Source organism: Aquimarina sp. MMG015 (assembly GCF_018100855.1).
Lineage (GTDB): Bacteria > Bacteroidota > Bacteroidia > Flavobacteriales > Flavobacteriaceae > Aquimarina > Aquimarina latercula.
In genome coordinates, this window is the sequence record NZ_JAGJEB010000005.1 from 263,441 (window position 1) to 281,085 (window position 17,645).

12 protein-coding genes are annotated in these 17,645 nt (G+C 31.8%); 7 read left to right on the forward strand and 5 right to left on the reverse strand.

The annotated features are described in order from the left end of the window. Positions 1–69 precede the first annotated feature (69 nt). Positions 70–1,848: an arginine--tRNA ligase gene (gene argS, locus J8L88_RS11690; RefSeq protein ID WP_211060806.1), complete on the forward strand. Its 1,779-nt coding sequence runs from the start codon at positions 70–72 to the stop codon at positions 1,846–1,848. Between the two features lie 5 nt (positions 1,849–1,853). Here argS and J8L88_RS11695 read toward each other — a convergent pair whose 3' ends face one another. Continuing rightward, positions 1,854–3,842: a tetratricopeptide repeat-containing sensor histidine kinase gene (locus J8L88_RS11695; protein ID WP_211060807.1), complete on the reverse strand. Its 1,989-nt coding sequence runs from the start codon at positions 3,840–3,842 to the stop codon at positions 1,854–1,856. Between the two features lie 152 nt (positions 3,843–3,994). Here J8L88_RS11695 and J8L88_RS11700 point away from each other — a divergent pair, with 152 nt between their 5' ends. Next, positions 3,995–4,465, forward strand: coding sequence for a GNAT family N-acetyltransferase (locus J8L88_RS11700; RefSeq protein ID WP_118387098.1), 471 nt, complete (start codon positions 3,995–3,997; stop codon positions 4,463–4,465). Here the strand turns inward: J8L88_RS11700 and J8L88_RS11705 are convergent. The 3 genes from J8L88_RS11705 to J8L88_RS11715 all read right to left on the reverse strand — a co-directional run bounded on the left by J8L88_RS11705 (position 4,462) and on the right by J8L88_RS11715 (position 8,436). Then, positions 4,462–6,921 (reverse strand): TonB-dependent receptor plug domain-containing protein, encoded by a 2,460-nt coding sequence (locus tag J8L88_RS11705; protein ID WP_211060808.1) that lies wholly within the window; start codon positions 6,919–6,921, stop codon positions 4,462–4,464. The genes J8L88_RS11700 and J8L88_RS11705 overlap by 4 nt on opposite strands. A 32-nt stretch (positions 6,922–6,953) precedes the next feature. After that, complete coding sequence (locus J8L88_RS11710; RefSeq protein WP_211060809.1) at positions 6,954–7,856, reverse strand: FecR family protein; 903 nt, start codon at positions 7,854–7,856, stop codon at positions 6,954–6,956. A gap of 64 nt (positions 7,857–7,920) precedes the next feature. After that, positions 7,921–8,436: an RNA polymerase sigma factor gene (locus tag J8L88_RS11715; protein ID WP_118387092.1), complete on the reverse strand. Its 516-nt coding sequence runs from the start codon at positions 8,434–8,436 to the stop codon at positions 7,921–7,923. Positions 8,437–8,515: 79 nt separating this feature from the next. Between J8L88_RS11715 and J8L88_RS11720 the strand changes: the two genes are divergently transcribed. From J8L88_RS11720 to J8L88_RS11740, 5 genes are all read left to right on the forward strand, one after another. Then, complete coding sequence (locus tag J8L88_RS11720; RefSeq protein ID WP_211060810.1) at positions 8,516–9,205, forward strand: hypothetical protein; 690 nt, start codon at positions 8,516–8,518, stop codon at positions 9,203–9,205. A gap of 138 nt (positions 9,206–9,343) precedes the next feature. Next, the gene (locus J8L88_RS11725) at positions 9,344–10,714 is read left to right on the forward strand and encodes a fasciclin domain-containing protein (protein ID WP_211060811.1); all 1,371 of its coding nucleotides are present in this window, start codon (positions 9,344–9,346) and stop codon (positions 10,712–10,714) included. Positions 10,715–10,880: 166 nt separating this feature from the next. After that, the gene (locus tag J8L88_RS11730) at positions 10,881–13,061 is read left to right on the forward strand and encodes a fasciclin domain-containing protein (protein ID WP_211060812.1); all 2,181 of its coding nucleotides are present in this window, start codon (positions 10,881–10,883) and stop codon (positions 13,059–13,061) included. A 214-nt stretch (positions 13,062–13,275) separates the two neighbouring features. Next, positions 13,276–14,604 carry a signal recognition particle protein gene (gene ffh / locus J8L88_RS11735; protein ID WP_027392512.1) on the forward strand — a complete coding sequence of 443 codons (1,329 nt, stop codon included), beginning with the start codon at positions 13,276–13,278 and terminating at the stop codon, positions 14,602–14,604. Positions 14,605–14,640: 36 nt separating this feature from the next. Continuing rightward, complete coding sequence (locus J8L88_RS11740; protein ID WP_027392511.1) at positions 14,641–15,525, forward strand: bifunctional 5,10-methylenetetrahydrofolate dehydrogenase/5,10-methenyltetrahydrofolate cyclohydrolase; 885 nt, start codon at positions 14,641–14,643, stop codon at positions 15,523–15,525. Between the two features lie 325 nt (positions 15,526–15,850). Here J8L88_RS11740 and J8L88_RS11745 read toward each other — a convergent pair whose 3' ends face one another. Continuing rightward, complete coding sequence (locus tag J8L88_RS11745) at positions 15,851–17,011, reverse strand: SH3 domain-containing protein (RefSeq protein ID WP_211060813.1); 1,161 nt, start codon at positions 17,009–17,011, stop codon at positions 15,851–15,853. Between the last annotated feature and the right edge of the window lie 634 nt (positions 17,012–17,645).

Sequence of the window (17,645 nt, forward strand, 5' to 3'; positions counted from 1 at the left end):
GAGGTGGCGGAAGATTATATTTCTATTATCTTTGCTGCCTGATTTTTATATCAAAATACAATTCATAAAATGGCATTACAACAAACTATTACAGAACAGGTAAAAGCGGCAATAAAAGAATTATATGGTGCAGATGTAGAATCCGTAGAGTTACAAGGTACTCGTAAGGAGTTTGAAGGCGATATTACGGTTGTTGTTTTTCCGATGTTGCGTGTAGTAAAAGGAAACCCAGTTCAGATAGGAGAGGCTTTAGGAGCTTATTTAGTTGAACATATGAAAGAAATTACTTCTTTTAATGTTGTAAAGGGATTTCTTAATTTGGTAATAGAAGATCAATATTATTTAGATTTTTTTGCTAAAATAAAAGACACTAAAAATTATGGTTTCGCTTACCCGTTAGAGGGAGATAAGGCGGTAATGGTAGAATACTCTTCTCCTAATACAAACAAACCATTGCATTTAGGACATATTCGAAATAACTTATTAGGATATGCCGTAGCCGAAATAATAAAAGCTAGCGGTAAAAAAGTATATAAAACTCAGATTATTAACGATAGAGGAATACATATTTGTAAAAGTATGGTAGCCTGGCAAAAGTTTGGGAATGGAGAAACCCCTGAATCTACTGGTTTAAAAGGAGATAAATTAGTAGGGAATTACTATGTGCGTTTCGATAAAGAATATAAAAGTCAGATATCAGAATTGGTAGCATCAGGAAAAACAGAAGATGAAGCAAAAAAAGATGCTCCTATCCTTATTGAAGCCCAAGAAATGCTTAGAAGTTGGGAAGCAGGAGATGCAGAGGTTGTAGATCTGTGGGAAACTATGAATAATTGGGTTTATGCAGGATTTGATCAAACATATAAGGCACTAGGTGTTGATTTTGATAGCTATTATTATGAAAGTAATACATACCTTTTAGGTAAAGATAATATAGAAGAAGGTTTATCTAATGGTGTATTTTTTAAGAAAGAAGATGGATCTGTTTGGTGTGATCTTACAGATGAAGGTTTAGATGAAAAATTAGTGTTACGTAGTGATGGGACAGCTGTATATATGACACAGGATATAGGTACAGCTATCCAGCGTGTAAAAGATAACCCTGATATTGGAGGAATGATTTACACTGTTGGTAACGAACAGGATTATCATTTTAAAGTTCTTTTTCTAATTCTTAAGAAGTTAGGATATGATTGGTCTAAAAATTTACATCATTTAAGCTATGGAATGGTTGATCTTCCAAGCGGTAAAATGAAAAGTAGAGAAGGGACTGTTGTAGATGCGGATGATCTTATTGTCGAAATGGCGGTGACTGCAGGAGAAATTTCAAAAGAATTAGGAAAACTAGATGGTTATTCTGAAGAAGAGAAGACTACAGTCTATAAGACTATTGGCTTAGGAGCATTAAAATATTTCATTCTTAAGGTGGATCCTAAGAAAAGAATACTATTTGATCCATCAGAATCAGTAGATTTTCAAGGAAATACTGGTCCTTTTATTCAATATACTTATGCAAGGATTCAGGCTATTTTACGTAAAGCTGATTTCAATTCGAGTACTTCGGTAAATGATATAGTACTGGATGGAAAAGAAAAGGAATTGATTAAATTATTGGAGATATATCCTGATATTATACAGAATGCAGCTAAGGATTTAAGCCCTGCAGTTGTTGCTAATTACACATATGATTTAGTAAAGGCGTATAATTCGTTTTTTCAGAATGTATCAATATTTGGTGCAGATTCTGAAAACGAAAAAGTTTTTAGAGTTCAACTGTCCGAAATAGTGGGTAAAACTATTAAATCTGCATTTAGTTTGCTTGGGATTCAGGTTCCAGAGCGTATGTAATTATTTTAAGAGTTTAGGGTTTTTGGTAGTGTAATACAAAAAGAACTTCCTTTTCCAAGAGTACTTTCAACAGTTAGATTTCCCTTGTTAAGAGCGATCAATTCTTTACAAATATTTAGCCCTAGTCCAGTGCCAGCTTCATTGTTAGTGCCTTTTGTAGTCAAGGTTTCTTCAGAAAAAATTTTCTTTAGATTTTCTTCGGATATTCCAATTCCAGTATCATTAAAATAGATTTTTACAACGTTGTTTTCTTCTTTTTTAAATAAGGTTATTGTGTCTCTAGGATTACAAAATTTTATTGCGTTTGCAATTAGGTTCTGGGTTACTATGGTGCACATATCTTTATCGGCATATACTTGTGTGGTATCTTTTAAGTCATTAATGATTTTGATTTCTTTTTGAGAAGCTTTTGATGAAAAAAATATAATTTTTTCTCGTATGATTTCTGAAAAATCAAACGTACTAGGGTTTGCCTTAAGCTCATTCATCTGAGACTTGGACCAGTTTAATAGATTAGTCAATAATAACGATGTTTGATGAGCGCTATTAGAAAGTAAAGGGATGATCTCTTTAAATTCATTTTCAGAAATGACATCATCTCTTAATAAGTTAAGAGTATTATCTAAACCGTGTATTTCATTTTTTAAATCATGAGATACAATAGAAAATAATTTGTTTTTTACTTGATTAGACTCATTTAGTTCTTTTATATATTTAGCTCTCTCTAATCTACTTTTTACTATACCAATAATAAAAATGAAGGCAACAACAAAAGCTGCAATTGCTACATAGGTATATATTTTTTGTTTAAACAATTCTTCTTTAGCTAATTGTTCACTTCTTTTTTGCTTATCTAAAATTATTTGTTGCTTTTTTTCATCTTCAACTCTTCTTTTTACAAGTTCTATTTTTTGACTAGTTTCTTTAAGCGTATGGGCGTTAAATAAGTTGTTATATTTTTTTTGCCATCTATATGCGTCTTGATATTTTCCTTGCGCAGAATCTAGAGCAGACGATAAATCATAACAGTTGAGAAGTAATGGTGTAGAATTAAGTTTTTGTGATTCACTGGTAGCTGCAGTAATATAGCTTTCTGCATCTTGAAATTTCTTAGTTTTTATAGCAACTTCGCCAAGAGATAATTTTGTTCTAATTAATCTTTCTTTATAAGCTACTTTGCCCCCAATGAAAAGGGCTGATTCATAATATTTTTTAGCTTGCTGGTACTCTTGTTTAATAAAAGATATTCTACCTAGAGCACTATAGGCTTCAGCAATTCCATGACTGTCATTTTCTTTTTTATTAATTTTTAAGGATTCATTTAGTAATACTAATGCACTATCTAATTTTTTTTCTTTGATATAGATTAGTGCTAAGTTATTAAGGGTAGAACCTATAGTTTTCGAGTCTGTGTTTCGTTTTAGTGCTAATGATTGATAGTAATATTTTTTAGCGGATTCAAGTTCGTTAATGTCTCCATAGACATTTCCAATATTATTAATAGTTGTGGATAGGCTAGCGCTATCTTTTAATTTTTCATAATATTGATTAGCTTCTAAAAGATGAGTAATGCTTTTTTCGGGATTTCCTAGTCGCTGTTCAATTACTGCTTTATTATTTTGAATTATCGCCAGCCCTCTTGTGTAATTTATTCTTCCGTAATATAAAGCGGCTTGATCAAAACATTTTAAAGCTTCGTATAAATCATCTGTGTGATTATAGATCGCAGCTTTTTCGTTATGTATTTGTCCAACACCTTTATCGTATTTAATCTCTTTAGAAATTTTAATAATGCTATCACAATATTTTAGACCTTCTTCAAATTCTTCATTTAGATTCAATTCATAGATCAAGTCAGCTGCAAGATTAATATTTAAGGAATCCGATATAGTTTTTGTAACCTGAATAATGCTATCCAGTTTTTTTTGTTGTGATAGTCCAATACTACTAGTAAATAATAGTAGAATGGTGAGGTAGTAATAGGTATGTTTCATAAAAATAGTTTAGGGCACTTAAAAATTACGATATTTATCGCTGGTTTTATGTTTTTTTTAACTAAAAATTTCATTCCTACGGCATTTTTTTTATTTTTATAGGAAATGTTGTTTTACCCCATAATAAGAGAAGTGTTCTTCTGCCTAACTAAATGAATTATCAAATATCCAAAGCTACTGATAGTGATTTGCCATTAATGCAACGATTATTCTATCAAACAGTTACCATCTATGGTTCTAAGATTTTCACCAAAGAAGAGGTGAAAATATTTTCTAGACTAGCATTAGATAAAAACCATTGGAAAACAAAGTTTGTAGATGATTATGTATATAATGCTAAACTTAATGGAGAAGTTATTGGTTCATTTTCGCTTAGTAAAAATGGGGAAATAGAATATATTTTTGTTCATCAAAATTATCAAGGAAGAGGAATAGCAAAGAAACTTTACCAGACTTTGGAAGAAGTTGCAAGAGAAGCTAACATGATAACCTTAAGTACTCAAATTAATTCTAACACAAAAGACTTTTTCAGGAAAAATGATTTTGAGATAATTCAAAATATAGAAAAAGTTGCGGGAGGAGAGGATATTGTTGGGTATAATGGCGTTAAAAAGCTTGGTTAGAAACTTAATCGAAAAACAGCATTAGGTGTAATACCTAAACCAAATTCTTTTACAGTTTCAATTTCACTTTGATTTCTTATGACGAAGTATTGATTAAAAATGTTTTCTTGATTTAAAAGATTCCATATTGAAAACCCAGCTAAACCGTTAATACTTTTTCCTATTTTAAAAGTATAGGTAGATGAAAGATCGATTCTCGTGTAACTATTTAATCTATTGCTATTTGGGTTTTGGTAATTTATGATATCATTTTCAATGCTATTTGTGGTATTAGGGAATGTAGTTGGTTTTCCGCTATGCCAATTTACACCAGCAGATATCTTTAAGTTTTTATTGTTATATGCAGCTGCAAAGTTTACGTTATGCCTAATATCAATATTGTTGGCAAAATTGGATGGACTTAAATTAGAGAATGAGTATTCATTATCTGCATATGAATAACTAAGCCAAGTACTAAAGTTTTTAAATCTCTTGTTAATCAAAAAATCAATTCCTAATACCTCGTAGGAACCGTGGTCATTTGAGAATTCGAATTGATTCTGGAATCCTTGACTTCTAGTAATAATTCCTTTTACATTTTTATAATAAATATCTGTAGTTATAAGCCAATTATTGTGATTATAGCTAAGGCCTATAGAAGCTTGTTTACTTTTTAAAATAGGAATGTTTTCGTCATTCGATAATACCCATCTTCTGTTTTCAATGCCCAGAAAATCATTCTGTAGATCTATAACTTGAGATGTAGATTGACTTTTAATTTCTCCCAAAACCTCAATTGTAAAGTGATTATTAAATCTTTTGTAAAAATTAATTCTTGGTTCCAGAATATATGTGTCAAACTTTTCTAAGTAATTGAGGCGAGCACCTAAGTTGGCGTATATAGCACTGCTATCAGAATTATATTCTATCTCAGAAAATAAACTATGCGTACGGATAACTTCCTTAGTAAGATCTCTAAATGTTGGATTGTTTAATTCTTGTAAATATGATATACCCGTTTCATTGAATTGGTACCCGTTTTTTAAATTAATATTAGCATCAGTTTTAAGAAATGTATTTAGTTTTATACCATTCTCTAAAACATCATTGTTTTGCAAAAGTCGCTGATTATTTGGTATGTCAGAATTAATTGTTTCTAGGACATAATTTGTGCCATACAGCAGTAATTCACTCTGAAAAAGTTTACTCCAATTTCTTTGATAAAGAATACCACCTACAATATTGTTTTGTGTGGCACTGCTTTCTCTAGAGTTATTAATCGTGGTATCAGAAGAATTTTCCTGAAAAACAAGGTTATTTCGCATTAGAAGAGCATTGACCTTTATCAGATCTTTTGGTGATAATTGATACAACCATCTCATACTTATATCATAAAAAGAAAATCGCTCTCCAGAATTATTGGTGCTAAATACTTCGGAATTTTGAAATGCTTTATCAAAGTACTGGTTATATGTAGGTGTTTCTAAAATATCATTAATAGAATGTCTTACCGCTAATTGAATGGATGATTTTTTATTTATTGGAGTATCTATATAGGTGTCAACACTAATTAAATTTAAACCAATGCTTGCGTCTAACTTATTGTTAATTTTGTTGGCAGTATTCATTGCTATTACACTTGAAACACCATCACCATATTTAGCACTTGAACCATTTTTGTATACCTGAACATTTTTAGTTAAATAAGGGTTAAATGCAGAGATAAGTCCAAAAAAGTGACTGGATTGATACATTTTAATACCATCCCATAGAATTAGGTTTTGATCATTAGTACCTCCTCTTACATTGATATCAGAAACAGTTTCGTTTACACTAAGAACTCCTGGAAGCGCCTGTATGGTTTGTAATAGATCTGGTTCTGTGAGACCAGGTAGAATACCAAAATCATTATAATCAATTTGAATAGAACCATCAAGTTGTTTATCTATACCTTTAATTAAATAGTCATTCAGGACGATTTCGTTTATATATTCAAGTTTTTGAATTAATTTTATTTTCTTACAAGGTTTTCCAAAAAAATCAAGTGCAGAAATAGTGACAGGTGAGTAACCTAAAAAGCTAATTTTAATTTTTTCATTAGGAGAATTCACTTTAAGTGCGAATTTGCCATTGATATCACTAATAGTAGTATACTCAATTCCTTGAATAGAAGCATCAGATATGATTTTATTAGTGATGTCAACTAAAACACCGCATATTTCTACGAACTTAAAACTAACAGCAACAGAATTGCTTTTTAGGACAGTATAATCAAATGGAGTATTATTTCTAAGATATACAAGCGTTTGTTCGAAAGAACTGGAATTAGAAGGTTTTATAATATTAATATTTTCCAATTCTTGGTTAACATACGAAAAATCATATCCAAACTTTTCTTGTGTAGTATTTAAAAATGATATAAGCGAAATCGCATCTTTTTCGGTTTGAGAATTTACCTTAAAAAGAAAAAATAACATTAAAAAAATAGAAATGAGGATTTTGGGTTTAATCACTCTTTAGATAAAGTTACTATTTTGTTATTAATCACATATTTTAACCGCATTGGAATCGTAACTGATTTTAATGCATCTTCAATATCTGAATGTACAAAATTACCCGTAAATAGAATAGAAGGATCTATTTTTTTTGTTTCTAACGTAACTCCAAATTGCCATTCTAATTCTTTAAGAACTTTAGAAAAGGGAACTTTATAGAAATAACTTTTATTATAATACCATTTAGGTTCTTGATCAGTAACCTTTTTGTCTAAAATGACATTTGAGTCATATTCCAGTGCATCTCCAGCTCTCAAATACTTTGTTTCATTACCTATAGCAACACTAACAACTCCTTCGTAACAGATTACCTCAAAAAAGTTTTCCCTTTGCTTAATATTAAACCTAGTTCCTATAACACTTACGATACCTGAAGGAGTATGAACATCAAATTTTTTACCTTTAGCAACTTTAAAATATGCTTCTCCTTGTAATGATATTTTACGTTCACTTTCCCAGTTTTTTTCATTGTAAGTTAATGAAGAGGTAGCATTAAGTCTTATCATTGAATCATCAGGAAGATTAATGGTAGATTTATCACTTATCGTTTTAATTGTAGTGTCATATTGTTTGAAAAAAGAAAAATATATGCCAATCCCAATCACAAAGATTGCAGCTACACGAAACAATATTTTAATATAAGATTTTCTTTTTGGCATTTGTTTTTTCTTAGATAAATCGTTAGTAAGGTTTTGTAAATTACTTATTGTATCATAATCAGGCGCACTAAATTTTTTAGCAGTTTCTGATATTTTTACATAAGAATCATAGGCGTCCAATTTCTCAAACGCCTCTGATTCCTGCTTAGTGAGTTGTTCATTGTTCAACCACTTATTAATAAGATCCTCCTTTTTCATAACAAGTTTCTTAATATTATAACAACTGATAGGTGGAAATTCCTACCTTAGTTTTTAATTATTTTTAAATTCCTTCAATATCTTTTCTCAACTTCTCTAGAGCACCATAAATTCTTTTTTCTACAGCTTTTCTGGAAATGCCTAATAATTCAGCAATTTCTTTGTGCTTTTTACCTTCTATTCTATTCATTAAAAATGCAACTCGTTGAGATTCTGTTAAGTTAGACAGTGCATTTTGATATTTTAAAAGGTATTCTTTTTCCTCCATTATAAATTGAGGACTTTCATTTGTACTATTTTTTGTTTCTGTTAACTTATAATTTAATTTTACTTTATCATGTTTTATCTGATTTAAAGTAAGATTATTAGCTACGGTGAATAAAAAACTCTTTGCTTTTTCTATTGAAACTTTATTACAATTATCCCATAGCTTAATAAAAGCTTCCTGAACTTGATCTTTAGGATTTATATGAGAACCATATTTGTAATAAATGAAGTCGTGAAGATTTTTAGAATGTTTTTTAAATAATTCTGAAAACAATCTTTCCTCGCAAACATCTTTGAAGAGGGTTTTTGGCATTTTGAATTTTTTTCAAAATTAAAAAAAAACTTAAGCTAGTGGGAATTTGAGTACTTAAATTGTTATAATAGTGAATTAAATGAAGAAAAGTACTATGGAAAAAATAAGAAATTGTATAATCTTGATGTTAATAAGTTTTACGGTATTAATGATTTCTTGCCAAGAAGAAGAGAGAGAACTTATTGATCCTGAGTTGGATAATGTTATCCATCAGGATTCTCAACTCGCTGGTTTAATGAGGAGTATTGTTACTCACGATGGGTCTTTTGATGATTTAGTTGATGGAGGTAACTGCTACAGTATTAATTTACCGTATTCGATAATCCTAAATGGTGCAGATGAAATAATCATCAATCAAATTTCAGATTATGATCTTTTTACAGAAACAGATAATATTCAGATCCAATTTCCTATTACGATTACACAACACAATTATATAGAAGAAATAATCGAAAACGAATCACAATTACAAATGTTGGCGAATAGTTGTGAGCTACAAGATGACGATATAGAATGTATTGATTTTGTATATCCTTTTAGGTTCGCAACTTACAATACCGCTAATAATATTTTAAATACAATAGAAGTAATTCATGATGCTCAAGTGTATGGATTTATGGATGATCTTGATGAAAATACATTAGTTGCCATTAATTACCCTTTAAGATTATCATTAAGTGACGGAACCAGTATAGAAGTAATGCATAATGATCAATTAGTATCTGAGATACTAACGTTTGAAGCATCTTGTGATGAGAATGATGGATAACTTTTTTGTTTAATTTTTTTATCTAAATAGTTAAACAAAAAGTTAAAAAAATACTAAAATCGTTTTTTAAGGTAGCACTTTTACTTTATCAGTTGTTTCATCAACGAACAATAAATTAAAAAAATAAAAACCAATAACATGAAAAATTTCTTCAAAAAAGCTTTTTTAGCATTCTGTATTATTTCAATTGCTTCTTGTAGTGATGACGACGATACTACATTTATCCCCGATGCAATGACAATAGCTGATTTTGTTGCAGATAATGCGGATTATAGTTCTTTATTAGCTGCATTGGAAAGAACAGATTTAGACGTAACATTAAATGGGAATGGTAACTTTACTGTTTTTGCACCTAACAACGCTGCATTTACTGAATTCTTAGATGGAACACCATTAGAAGATGTGCCTGTTGAAACGTTAGAGCAAATTTTATTAAACCACGTTTTAGGAACTACTCAAGCTTCTACTAGTCTAACAACAGGTTATGTGAAAAATTTAGCTACAGAGTCTAATTCTAATACTAATATCAGCATGTATATTAATACAGCAAATGGTGTAGTAATAAATGGAGAGTCTACCGTGACAACTCCAGATATAATGACAGATAATGGTGTAATACACGCGGTGGATAAAGTAATTCCATTGCCTACTATGCTTACTTTTGTTACAGCTGATAGTAATTTCTCTTCACTTGCTGGAGCAGCAACTACACCTGGTTTTGATACGGATTTTGTAGCTGTATTGAGTGGTGCAGATAGTAATTTAACTTTATTGGCGCCTGATAATGATGCATTTACGGATTTAGGTGATATTTCTGGATTATCAACCGCTGCATTAGAGCAGGTTTTATTAAATCATGTAATTGCAGGAACCAATGTTTCGACTGCCCTTACTACTAGTTATAATACTACGTTGGCTACTTACGGAGATACTATGGATAATCTAAGTATTTATATAAATACCGAAAGCGGAGTTTCTTTTAACGGTGTATCTGATGTAAGTGAAGCCGATATTGTTGCTTCTAATGGAGTAATTCATAAGGTTGATGCTGTAATCACTTTACCAACAGTGGTTACTTTTGCTACAGCTGATGCAACTTTTAGTAATCTGGTAGCAGCCCTTACTAGAGATGATCAATTAGATGAAAATTATGTTTCTATATTAAGTACAGAAAATGGAACATCCCCAGCACCTTTTACCGTATTTGCTCCAACAAATGATGCATTCGCTAGTCTTTTAACAGAACTTGGAGCAGCTTCTTTAGCTGATATAGAAGAAGCTACATTAACGGCTACGCTAAATCTTCATGTTGTAGCAGAAGCAAATGTTAGAGTAGAAAGTTTAATGACTGGTACTGTAACCACATTAGGAGGAGATATTACAGCAGATGCAACCAACGCAACATTAACAGATGCTAATGATAGAGTAAGTAATATTATCGTTACAAATGTTCAGGCAGCAAATGGAGTAATCCATGCAATTGATAATGTAATTCTTCCTGCACTATAAGAAGAAATTGACTAGAACAGTAAGCTAAAATATATAGTTCATTGTGCCTCTAGATTATAATTCCCCCGAAAGGGCATTTAGATATTGAATCCCCCTATTAATTCAGGACTAAATGCCCTTTTTTCTCACACATATTTTAAATAATAACTAATTTAAATTTAAACTCATGAAAACGCTAATCAAAAGATTAACGGCACCCTTTTTGTGCCTTTTTTTAATGAACTTTATCATTTCTTGTCAAAATGATAATAATGAATTAGACCCTGAAAACCCTGATCAAATTGAATTTGAAGAGTCAAAAATTATTAGTTTTGACGAAGTCGAGGAAATGACTCAGAACATTATCGATGGTGAGTTGCTTGAGCCCGTAAATGAAGATGAAGCCTTTGGTAGTTCTAAAGATTCTAGATTTGATATCAGTAGAGAACGACGAGTATATGATTTTTCTGCAACAGTGAATAGTGGAACAGGGGCAGGAACAGATATTACAGGGAAACTTCGCTTAAATTTCACCTTGTATCATGCAAGCTTTACAATTGTTCGAGGAAATTTGGTATTGCCTGATGGAACTAAAGCTAGAACTAGAGGAGCTATTGTAAGTGATGGAATTGTTTATTTAATAATTAATCCTCCTGGTAGAAATTTGATTTTTGGAATTGGAAGAGTAGATGAAGAAGGTGATCTAGAGGGGCATTTTAGAATTTTTGGAAATGGAATAGGAAGAGGAGATTGGAATGCTAAACTAGTTAAAACTATTTTCCCTAATAAAACGATCGTTGATTTAATTGTAGAAGATGGTAAATTCACATCTTTAGTTGGCGCTTTACAAGCTACAGATTTAGTAGCTCCTTTGTCCGGAGAAGGTCCATTTACTGTTTTTGCACCTACAGATGACGCTTTTGCGGCTTTAGATGAAGTTCCAGAGCTAGAGGTGTTAAAACAAGTTTTGCTATATCATGTAGCGAGTGGAAGATTTAATACTCCAAGATTGTTGCGAGAAGAAATGATAGAAACGTTACAAGGAGAAAACGTTAAGGTAAGTCTTGATGAAAACAATGAAATTGTTATCAATGATACTGTTAAGTTGCTTTCTGCAAATATTGGCGGTTCCAATGGAGTAATCCAAATCATAGATGCAGTATTAATACCACCATCTTTTCAGCCTTTACCATCTATTGTAGAGATAGCAGTTGCAACTCCAGAGCTTTCTACTTTAGTAGGAGCATTACAATCAGCTAATTTAGTGGATACATTAAATGGAGAAGGTCCTTTTACAGTATTTGCGCCAACTAATGATGCATTTGCTGCTTTAGATGCTATTCCTGATGGAGATGCTTTAACAGAGGTGCTTTTGTATCACGTAGCAGCAGGAAGATTTACTGCAGAAGAGTTAATTGCAGGGCAAACAGTTACTACGGTGCAAGGAGATGAAGTAACCATTGAAATGATTAATGGAGAGGTGTTTTTAAATGGTACTATAAAAGTACTTTTGGCAGATATCGAAGCAGCTAATGGTGTTGTACACGTAATTGATGGAGTATTACTCCCTCCAGCCGATCTTCAATCTATTGTAGAGATAGCTGTTGCAACTCCAGAGCTTTCTACTTTAGTGGAGGCATTACAGACAGCTAATTTAGTAGATACACTAAATGGAGAGGGACCTTTTACCGTATTTGCACCAACTAATGATGCATTTGCTGCTTTAGATGCAATTCCAGGAGGAGAAGCTTTAATAGAGGTGCTTTTGTATCACGTAGCAGCAGGAAGATTTACTGCAGAAGAGTTAATTACCGGGCAAACAGTTACCACAGTACAAGGAGATGAAGTAACCATTGAAATGATCAATGGAGAGGTGTTTTTAAATGGTACTATAAAAGTACTTTTGGCAGATATCGAAGCGTCTAATGGTATTATACACATAATTGATGGAGTATTACTCCCTCCAGCCGATCTTCAATCTATTGTCGAAATCGCTGTTGCTACTCCGGAGCTTTCTATTTTAGTGGGAGCATTACAGGCAGCTAATCTGGTAGAGACACTAAATGGAGAGGGACCTTTTACCGTATTTGCACCAACTAATGATGCATTTGCTGCTTTAGATGCAATTCCTGGAGGAGAAGCTTTAACCGAAGTGCTATTGTATCATGTGGCATCCGGTAAATTTACTGCCGATGATTTGCTTACAAGACAAACGGTTACTACTGTTCAAGGAGATGAGGTAACTATTGAAATGATTGATGGACAAGTCTTTTTAAATGAAATTATTAGAGTAGATATTGCAAATATTGAAGCTTCTAATGGTATCGTGCATGTTATTAATGGAGTATTAATTCCTCCATCTTTATAAAGGACATAAAGTTGAATTAGCCTAAGAATAATGTCCGGAAAGCTATTAGAAAGATAACCTTATGTTCTTTCTAATAGCTTTTTTTGTTTCAGTAAAATTTCTTTCTTGATATTTAGAATTCTGTTATTGGCATTCTTTATTAATACACTTCAAATCATTAAATTTGCACCTGTCTACTAAAAAAGTAGATTTTTTCAAAATCTGAAGAAAGCATATGTTTGATAATTTAAGTGATAAGTTAGATAAGGCGTTACATATTCTTAAAGGCCACGGTCAAATTACGGAAGTAAATGTTGCTGAGACACTTAAGGAAGTTCGTAGAGCGTTGGTTGATGCCGATGTTAATTATAAAATCGCCAAAGATTTTACAGCTACTGTAAAGGAAAAAGCGTTAGGTCAGAATGTACTAAAAAGTTTAAAACCTGGTCAATTAATGGTGAAGCTTGTAAAAGACGAGTTAACCGAATTGATGGGAGGAGAAGTAGCAGGTGTTAATCTTTCGGGTAATCCTTCAGTAGTTTTAATGTCTGGATTACAAGGATCTGGTAAAACTACTTTTTCTGGAAAATTAGCAAACTTTCTAAAGAATAAAAAAACTAAAAAACCTCTTTTAGTTGCTTGTGATGTATATCGACCAGCAGCTATTGATCAGTTACATGTAGTTGGAGAACAAATAAATGTAGAGGTTTTTAGTGATAGAGGAAATAATGATCCTGTTGCGATTGCTAAAGCAGGTGTTGCCCATGCTAAAGCAAACGGATTTAATGTAGTGATTATAGATACAGCAGGTCGTTTAGCGGTTGATGAAGTCATGATGACCGAGATTGCTAATATCCATAAAGCTGTTACTCCTAATGAAACATTATTTGTTGTAGATTCTATGACAGGTCAAGATGCCGTTAATACAGCAAAGGCTTTTAATGATGTGTTAAATTTTGATGGTGTTATTCTTACTAAGTTAGATGGTGATACTAGAGGTGGAGCAGCAATTTCTATTAAATCTGTTGTTAATAAACCAATAAAGTTTATTGGTACGGGAGAAAAGATGGAAGCAATTGATGTTTTTTATCCTTCTCGTATGGCAGATCGTATCTTGGGAATGGGAGATGTTGTATCTCTTGTAGAACGAGCTCAAGAGCAATTTGATGAAGAAGAGGCCAGAAAATTACAGAAAAAAATTGCCAAAAATCAATTTGGTTTTGATGACTTCTTAAAACAAATTCAGCAGGTTAAGAAGATGGGTAATATGAAGGATCTGGTTGGAATGATTCCTGGAGCTGGTAAAATGATGAAGAATGTCGATATCGATGATGATGCTTTTAAACACATCGAAGCAATTATTCATTCTATGACCCCTGCAGAACGAACAAAGCCTCAGATCATAAATGCAAGTAGAAAAAAACGCATTGGTAAAGGATCGGGAACTTCTGTACAGCAGGTTAATCAATTGCTTAAGCAGTTTGATCAGATGAGTAAAATGATGAAAATGATGCAAGGTGGAGGCGGAAAGCGAATGATGCAGATGATGGGTAAAATGAAATAATATATAATTAAATTAATAATAGAGTAGGGGCTCAATATGGAAGTTTTAGACGGTAAAAAAGTAAGTAACGATATAAAAAATGAAATTGCTGACGAAGTTCAAAAGATGAAAGATCGTGGCGAGAAAGTTCCGCACTTAGCAGCTGTATTAGTTGGTAATGATGGTGCGAGCCTTACTTATGTTGGTAGTAAGGTAAAGGCATGTGAAAGAATAGGTTTTGAATCTACTTTAGTAAAAATGCCAAGCACTACAAGCGAAGTTGAGCTATTGGCTAAAATTAAAGAACTGAATGAAGATTCTGATATTGATGGATTTATAGTTCAGTTACCACTACCTCCACAAATTGACACTCAAAAAGTATTGTTGGCTGTAGATCCAGATAAAGATGTTGATGGCTTTCATCCAATGAATTTTGGAAAAATGGCTTTGGATATGTCTACTTTTATTCCTGCTACACCATTTGGTATTTTAGAACTTTTAGAACGTTATAATGTTGATACAAAAGGAAAGCATACCGTGGTTATAGGTAGAAGTCATATTGTAGGTAGACCAATGAGTATTTTGATGGGTAGAAAAGGATGGCCTGGTAACTCTACAGTGACATTAACACATAGTCATACAAAAAATATTACTCAAATTATTTCTCAGGCGGATATTGTTATATCGGCTTTAGGTGTTCCTAATTTTCTTAAAGCAGAAATGGTAAAAGACGATGCTGTTATTATTGATGTAGGTATTACTAGGGTAGCTGATGATTCTAGAGAAAGAGGATATAGAATCGTAGGAGATGTGGATTTTGAAAATGTTAGTAAAAAAGCTTCCTTTATTACACCAGTTCCTGGAGGAGTTGGTCCGATGACCATTGCTATGCTTCTTAAAAACACATTGTTGGCTAGAGAGAGACATCGTAATAATGGGTAATGTAATTTCTTTAGAATTTTTTGGAAGTATTATTACTTCTATTATTGATAAAATAGGTACATTTTATAAGTAACTATAATAAACAGATTTAAAAGATAGAGAGCTTTAGGATTCAATACCTAAAGCTTTTTTTATTACCTAAGACTAATTATTAAACATTGTGTTTTATTTCCTTTTAATGTTTTAGTCTTTTATATACTTATTTGTGATTAATTATTGGGAATAAAAAAAGCACCTTATTAAGGCGCTTTTTTTATTTTACATTTATATTATTGGTGATAATAAAATATGTATTTTTTTTATCTAATAGTTTCTTTTTAATCTATTAAAAAGAGTTGAAAGAACCAGCATCAATATTATCCTGATCTTCTACATCATTGTATAAAGTTCCATTCGCTTGAAGATCTAAAGAAAGACTATAAGATGGTACATTGATTCCTTCATCTGTCTTGATTGTATTGAAATCTAAGATATCTTGTCCTTTTTCATACAAAGCATTTTTTGTAAAAGTACCTTGCTTCTTCCCATTCTTACTAGGAGACTCTTTCCATTCTTTTCCATAAGCGATCACACAATAGTACTCTCCTTCAGGAATGTTTCTAATGAATTGAGTTTGATTACTATTGATGTATACAATTCTAATTGTTTCATCATCTTTTGCAGTTTTACCCATTTTAACAAGCTTAACTACAACCTCGGTATTCTGACCTACTTCTACTTTTAAATAGTTGTCTAATTTGTATTCAAATTTTCCTTTGAAGTTAAATGACTTAGGAGTTGCTCCTGACTTATATGTTTTCTTTTCCCAACTAGAATATTTGTTTTCTCTAGTTACTTTGGTAGGTGCAGCAGCAGTTCTTGTTCCTGCATTACTGCCACCAGAAGCTGTTTTTGATTCAATAGGAGTGTATGCAGTTTCTGTAGATCCTAATGTTCTTCTGTTAGCTGCTTCTACAGCTTTCTGAGTTTCAGCTAATTCAGCCAACCTTCTTCTTTCAGCAGCCGTTTGATTTTGTTTCGCGGCAGCAGCAGCAGCTTCAGCAGCAGCTGCGTCAGCTTCAGCTTGTCTTGTTAATCTTTCTGCTTCAGCAATTGCTTTTCTTGCAGCTTCAGCAGCAGCAATTTTTGCTTGTTCCGCTTTTCTAATTGCTTCTTCTGCTGCAAGTCTAGCAGCATTTCTTCTAGCTTCAGCAGCTTTTGCAGCTCTTTCAGCTTCTGCAATACTACTATCTTCTGCTAGTAATTTTGTTAGTACAAAACCGTTTCCGTTTTTGTATTGAACTGTACTCCAGTCTCCATAACCAGAACTAATAACATATACTTGTGTTCCTTGTGGGATTTCACCAATAATGTCAAAATTTGCTCCTGGTCCAGTTCTTAATTCTAATTTGGCGGTGGACATTAAATAGCGATCCAGCGACTTTATTTGAGCGAAAGTCGAGGAAGTCATCACCAATAGCAAAATAAATGTAAAAATTGATTTCATAATCTTTCTGTGTTTACATAGTTAAAATTCAAAAATAAAGCAGATTAGGGTTCTTTAATCTTAAGACGTTAATCTTTAGTTGCTTTTTTTATACTCTTTTAAATAATTTTTTAAAAGTTATTGTTCAAAAATCCGTTCTCAAAAAACATGCCAAACTATTTTTAATGACATTTCTAAATTGTTAACAAAAGTTGCCTTTGTGTTAAAAAAAGTAGATTTTTAAAGAACATTTATAAGTTTAAGTTGTTGTTTTTCAGTTAATTAAACATGTTTTCCTTGAGCACAAGTTTAAACTTATTTATTAATCAGCTGAGTTGAAAACTCTTAAACTATAAACAAAAGTAAGTTATTAATATGAAAAACACAACTTGTTTTGACTTTATTTGCATAAAAATCTACTTTTTTTTTAATCAATTTGTGTTTTTCAACGATTATTTTGTGTATTACAACTGATTTACGCCGTGTTTATTGGGCTTGAAGTCGGTGGGCGATTTTTTAGTTTTTTTAAAATTTATTTTTACTTTTTTTATCAATGGATTATTAGTGATTGGATTTTGTTTTTTACAATACTTTAACATTTTTAATTATGCATGCATAGTATATTTCTGTGCTTTTAAATAGATATTATTCTTCT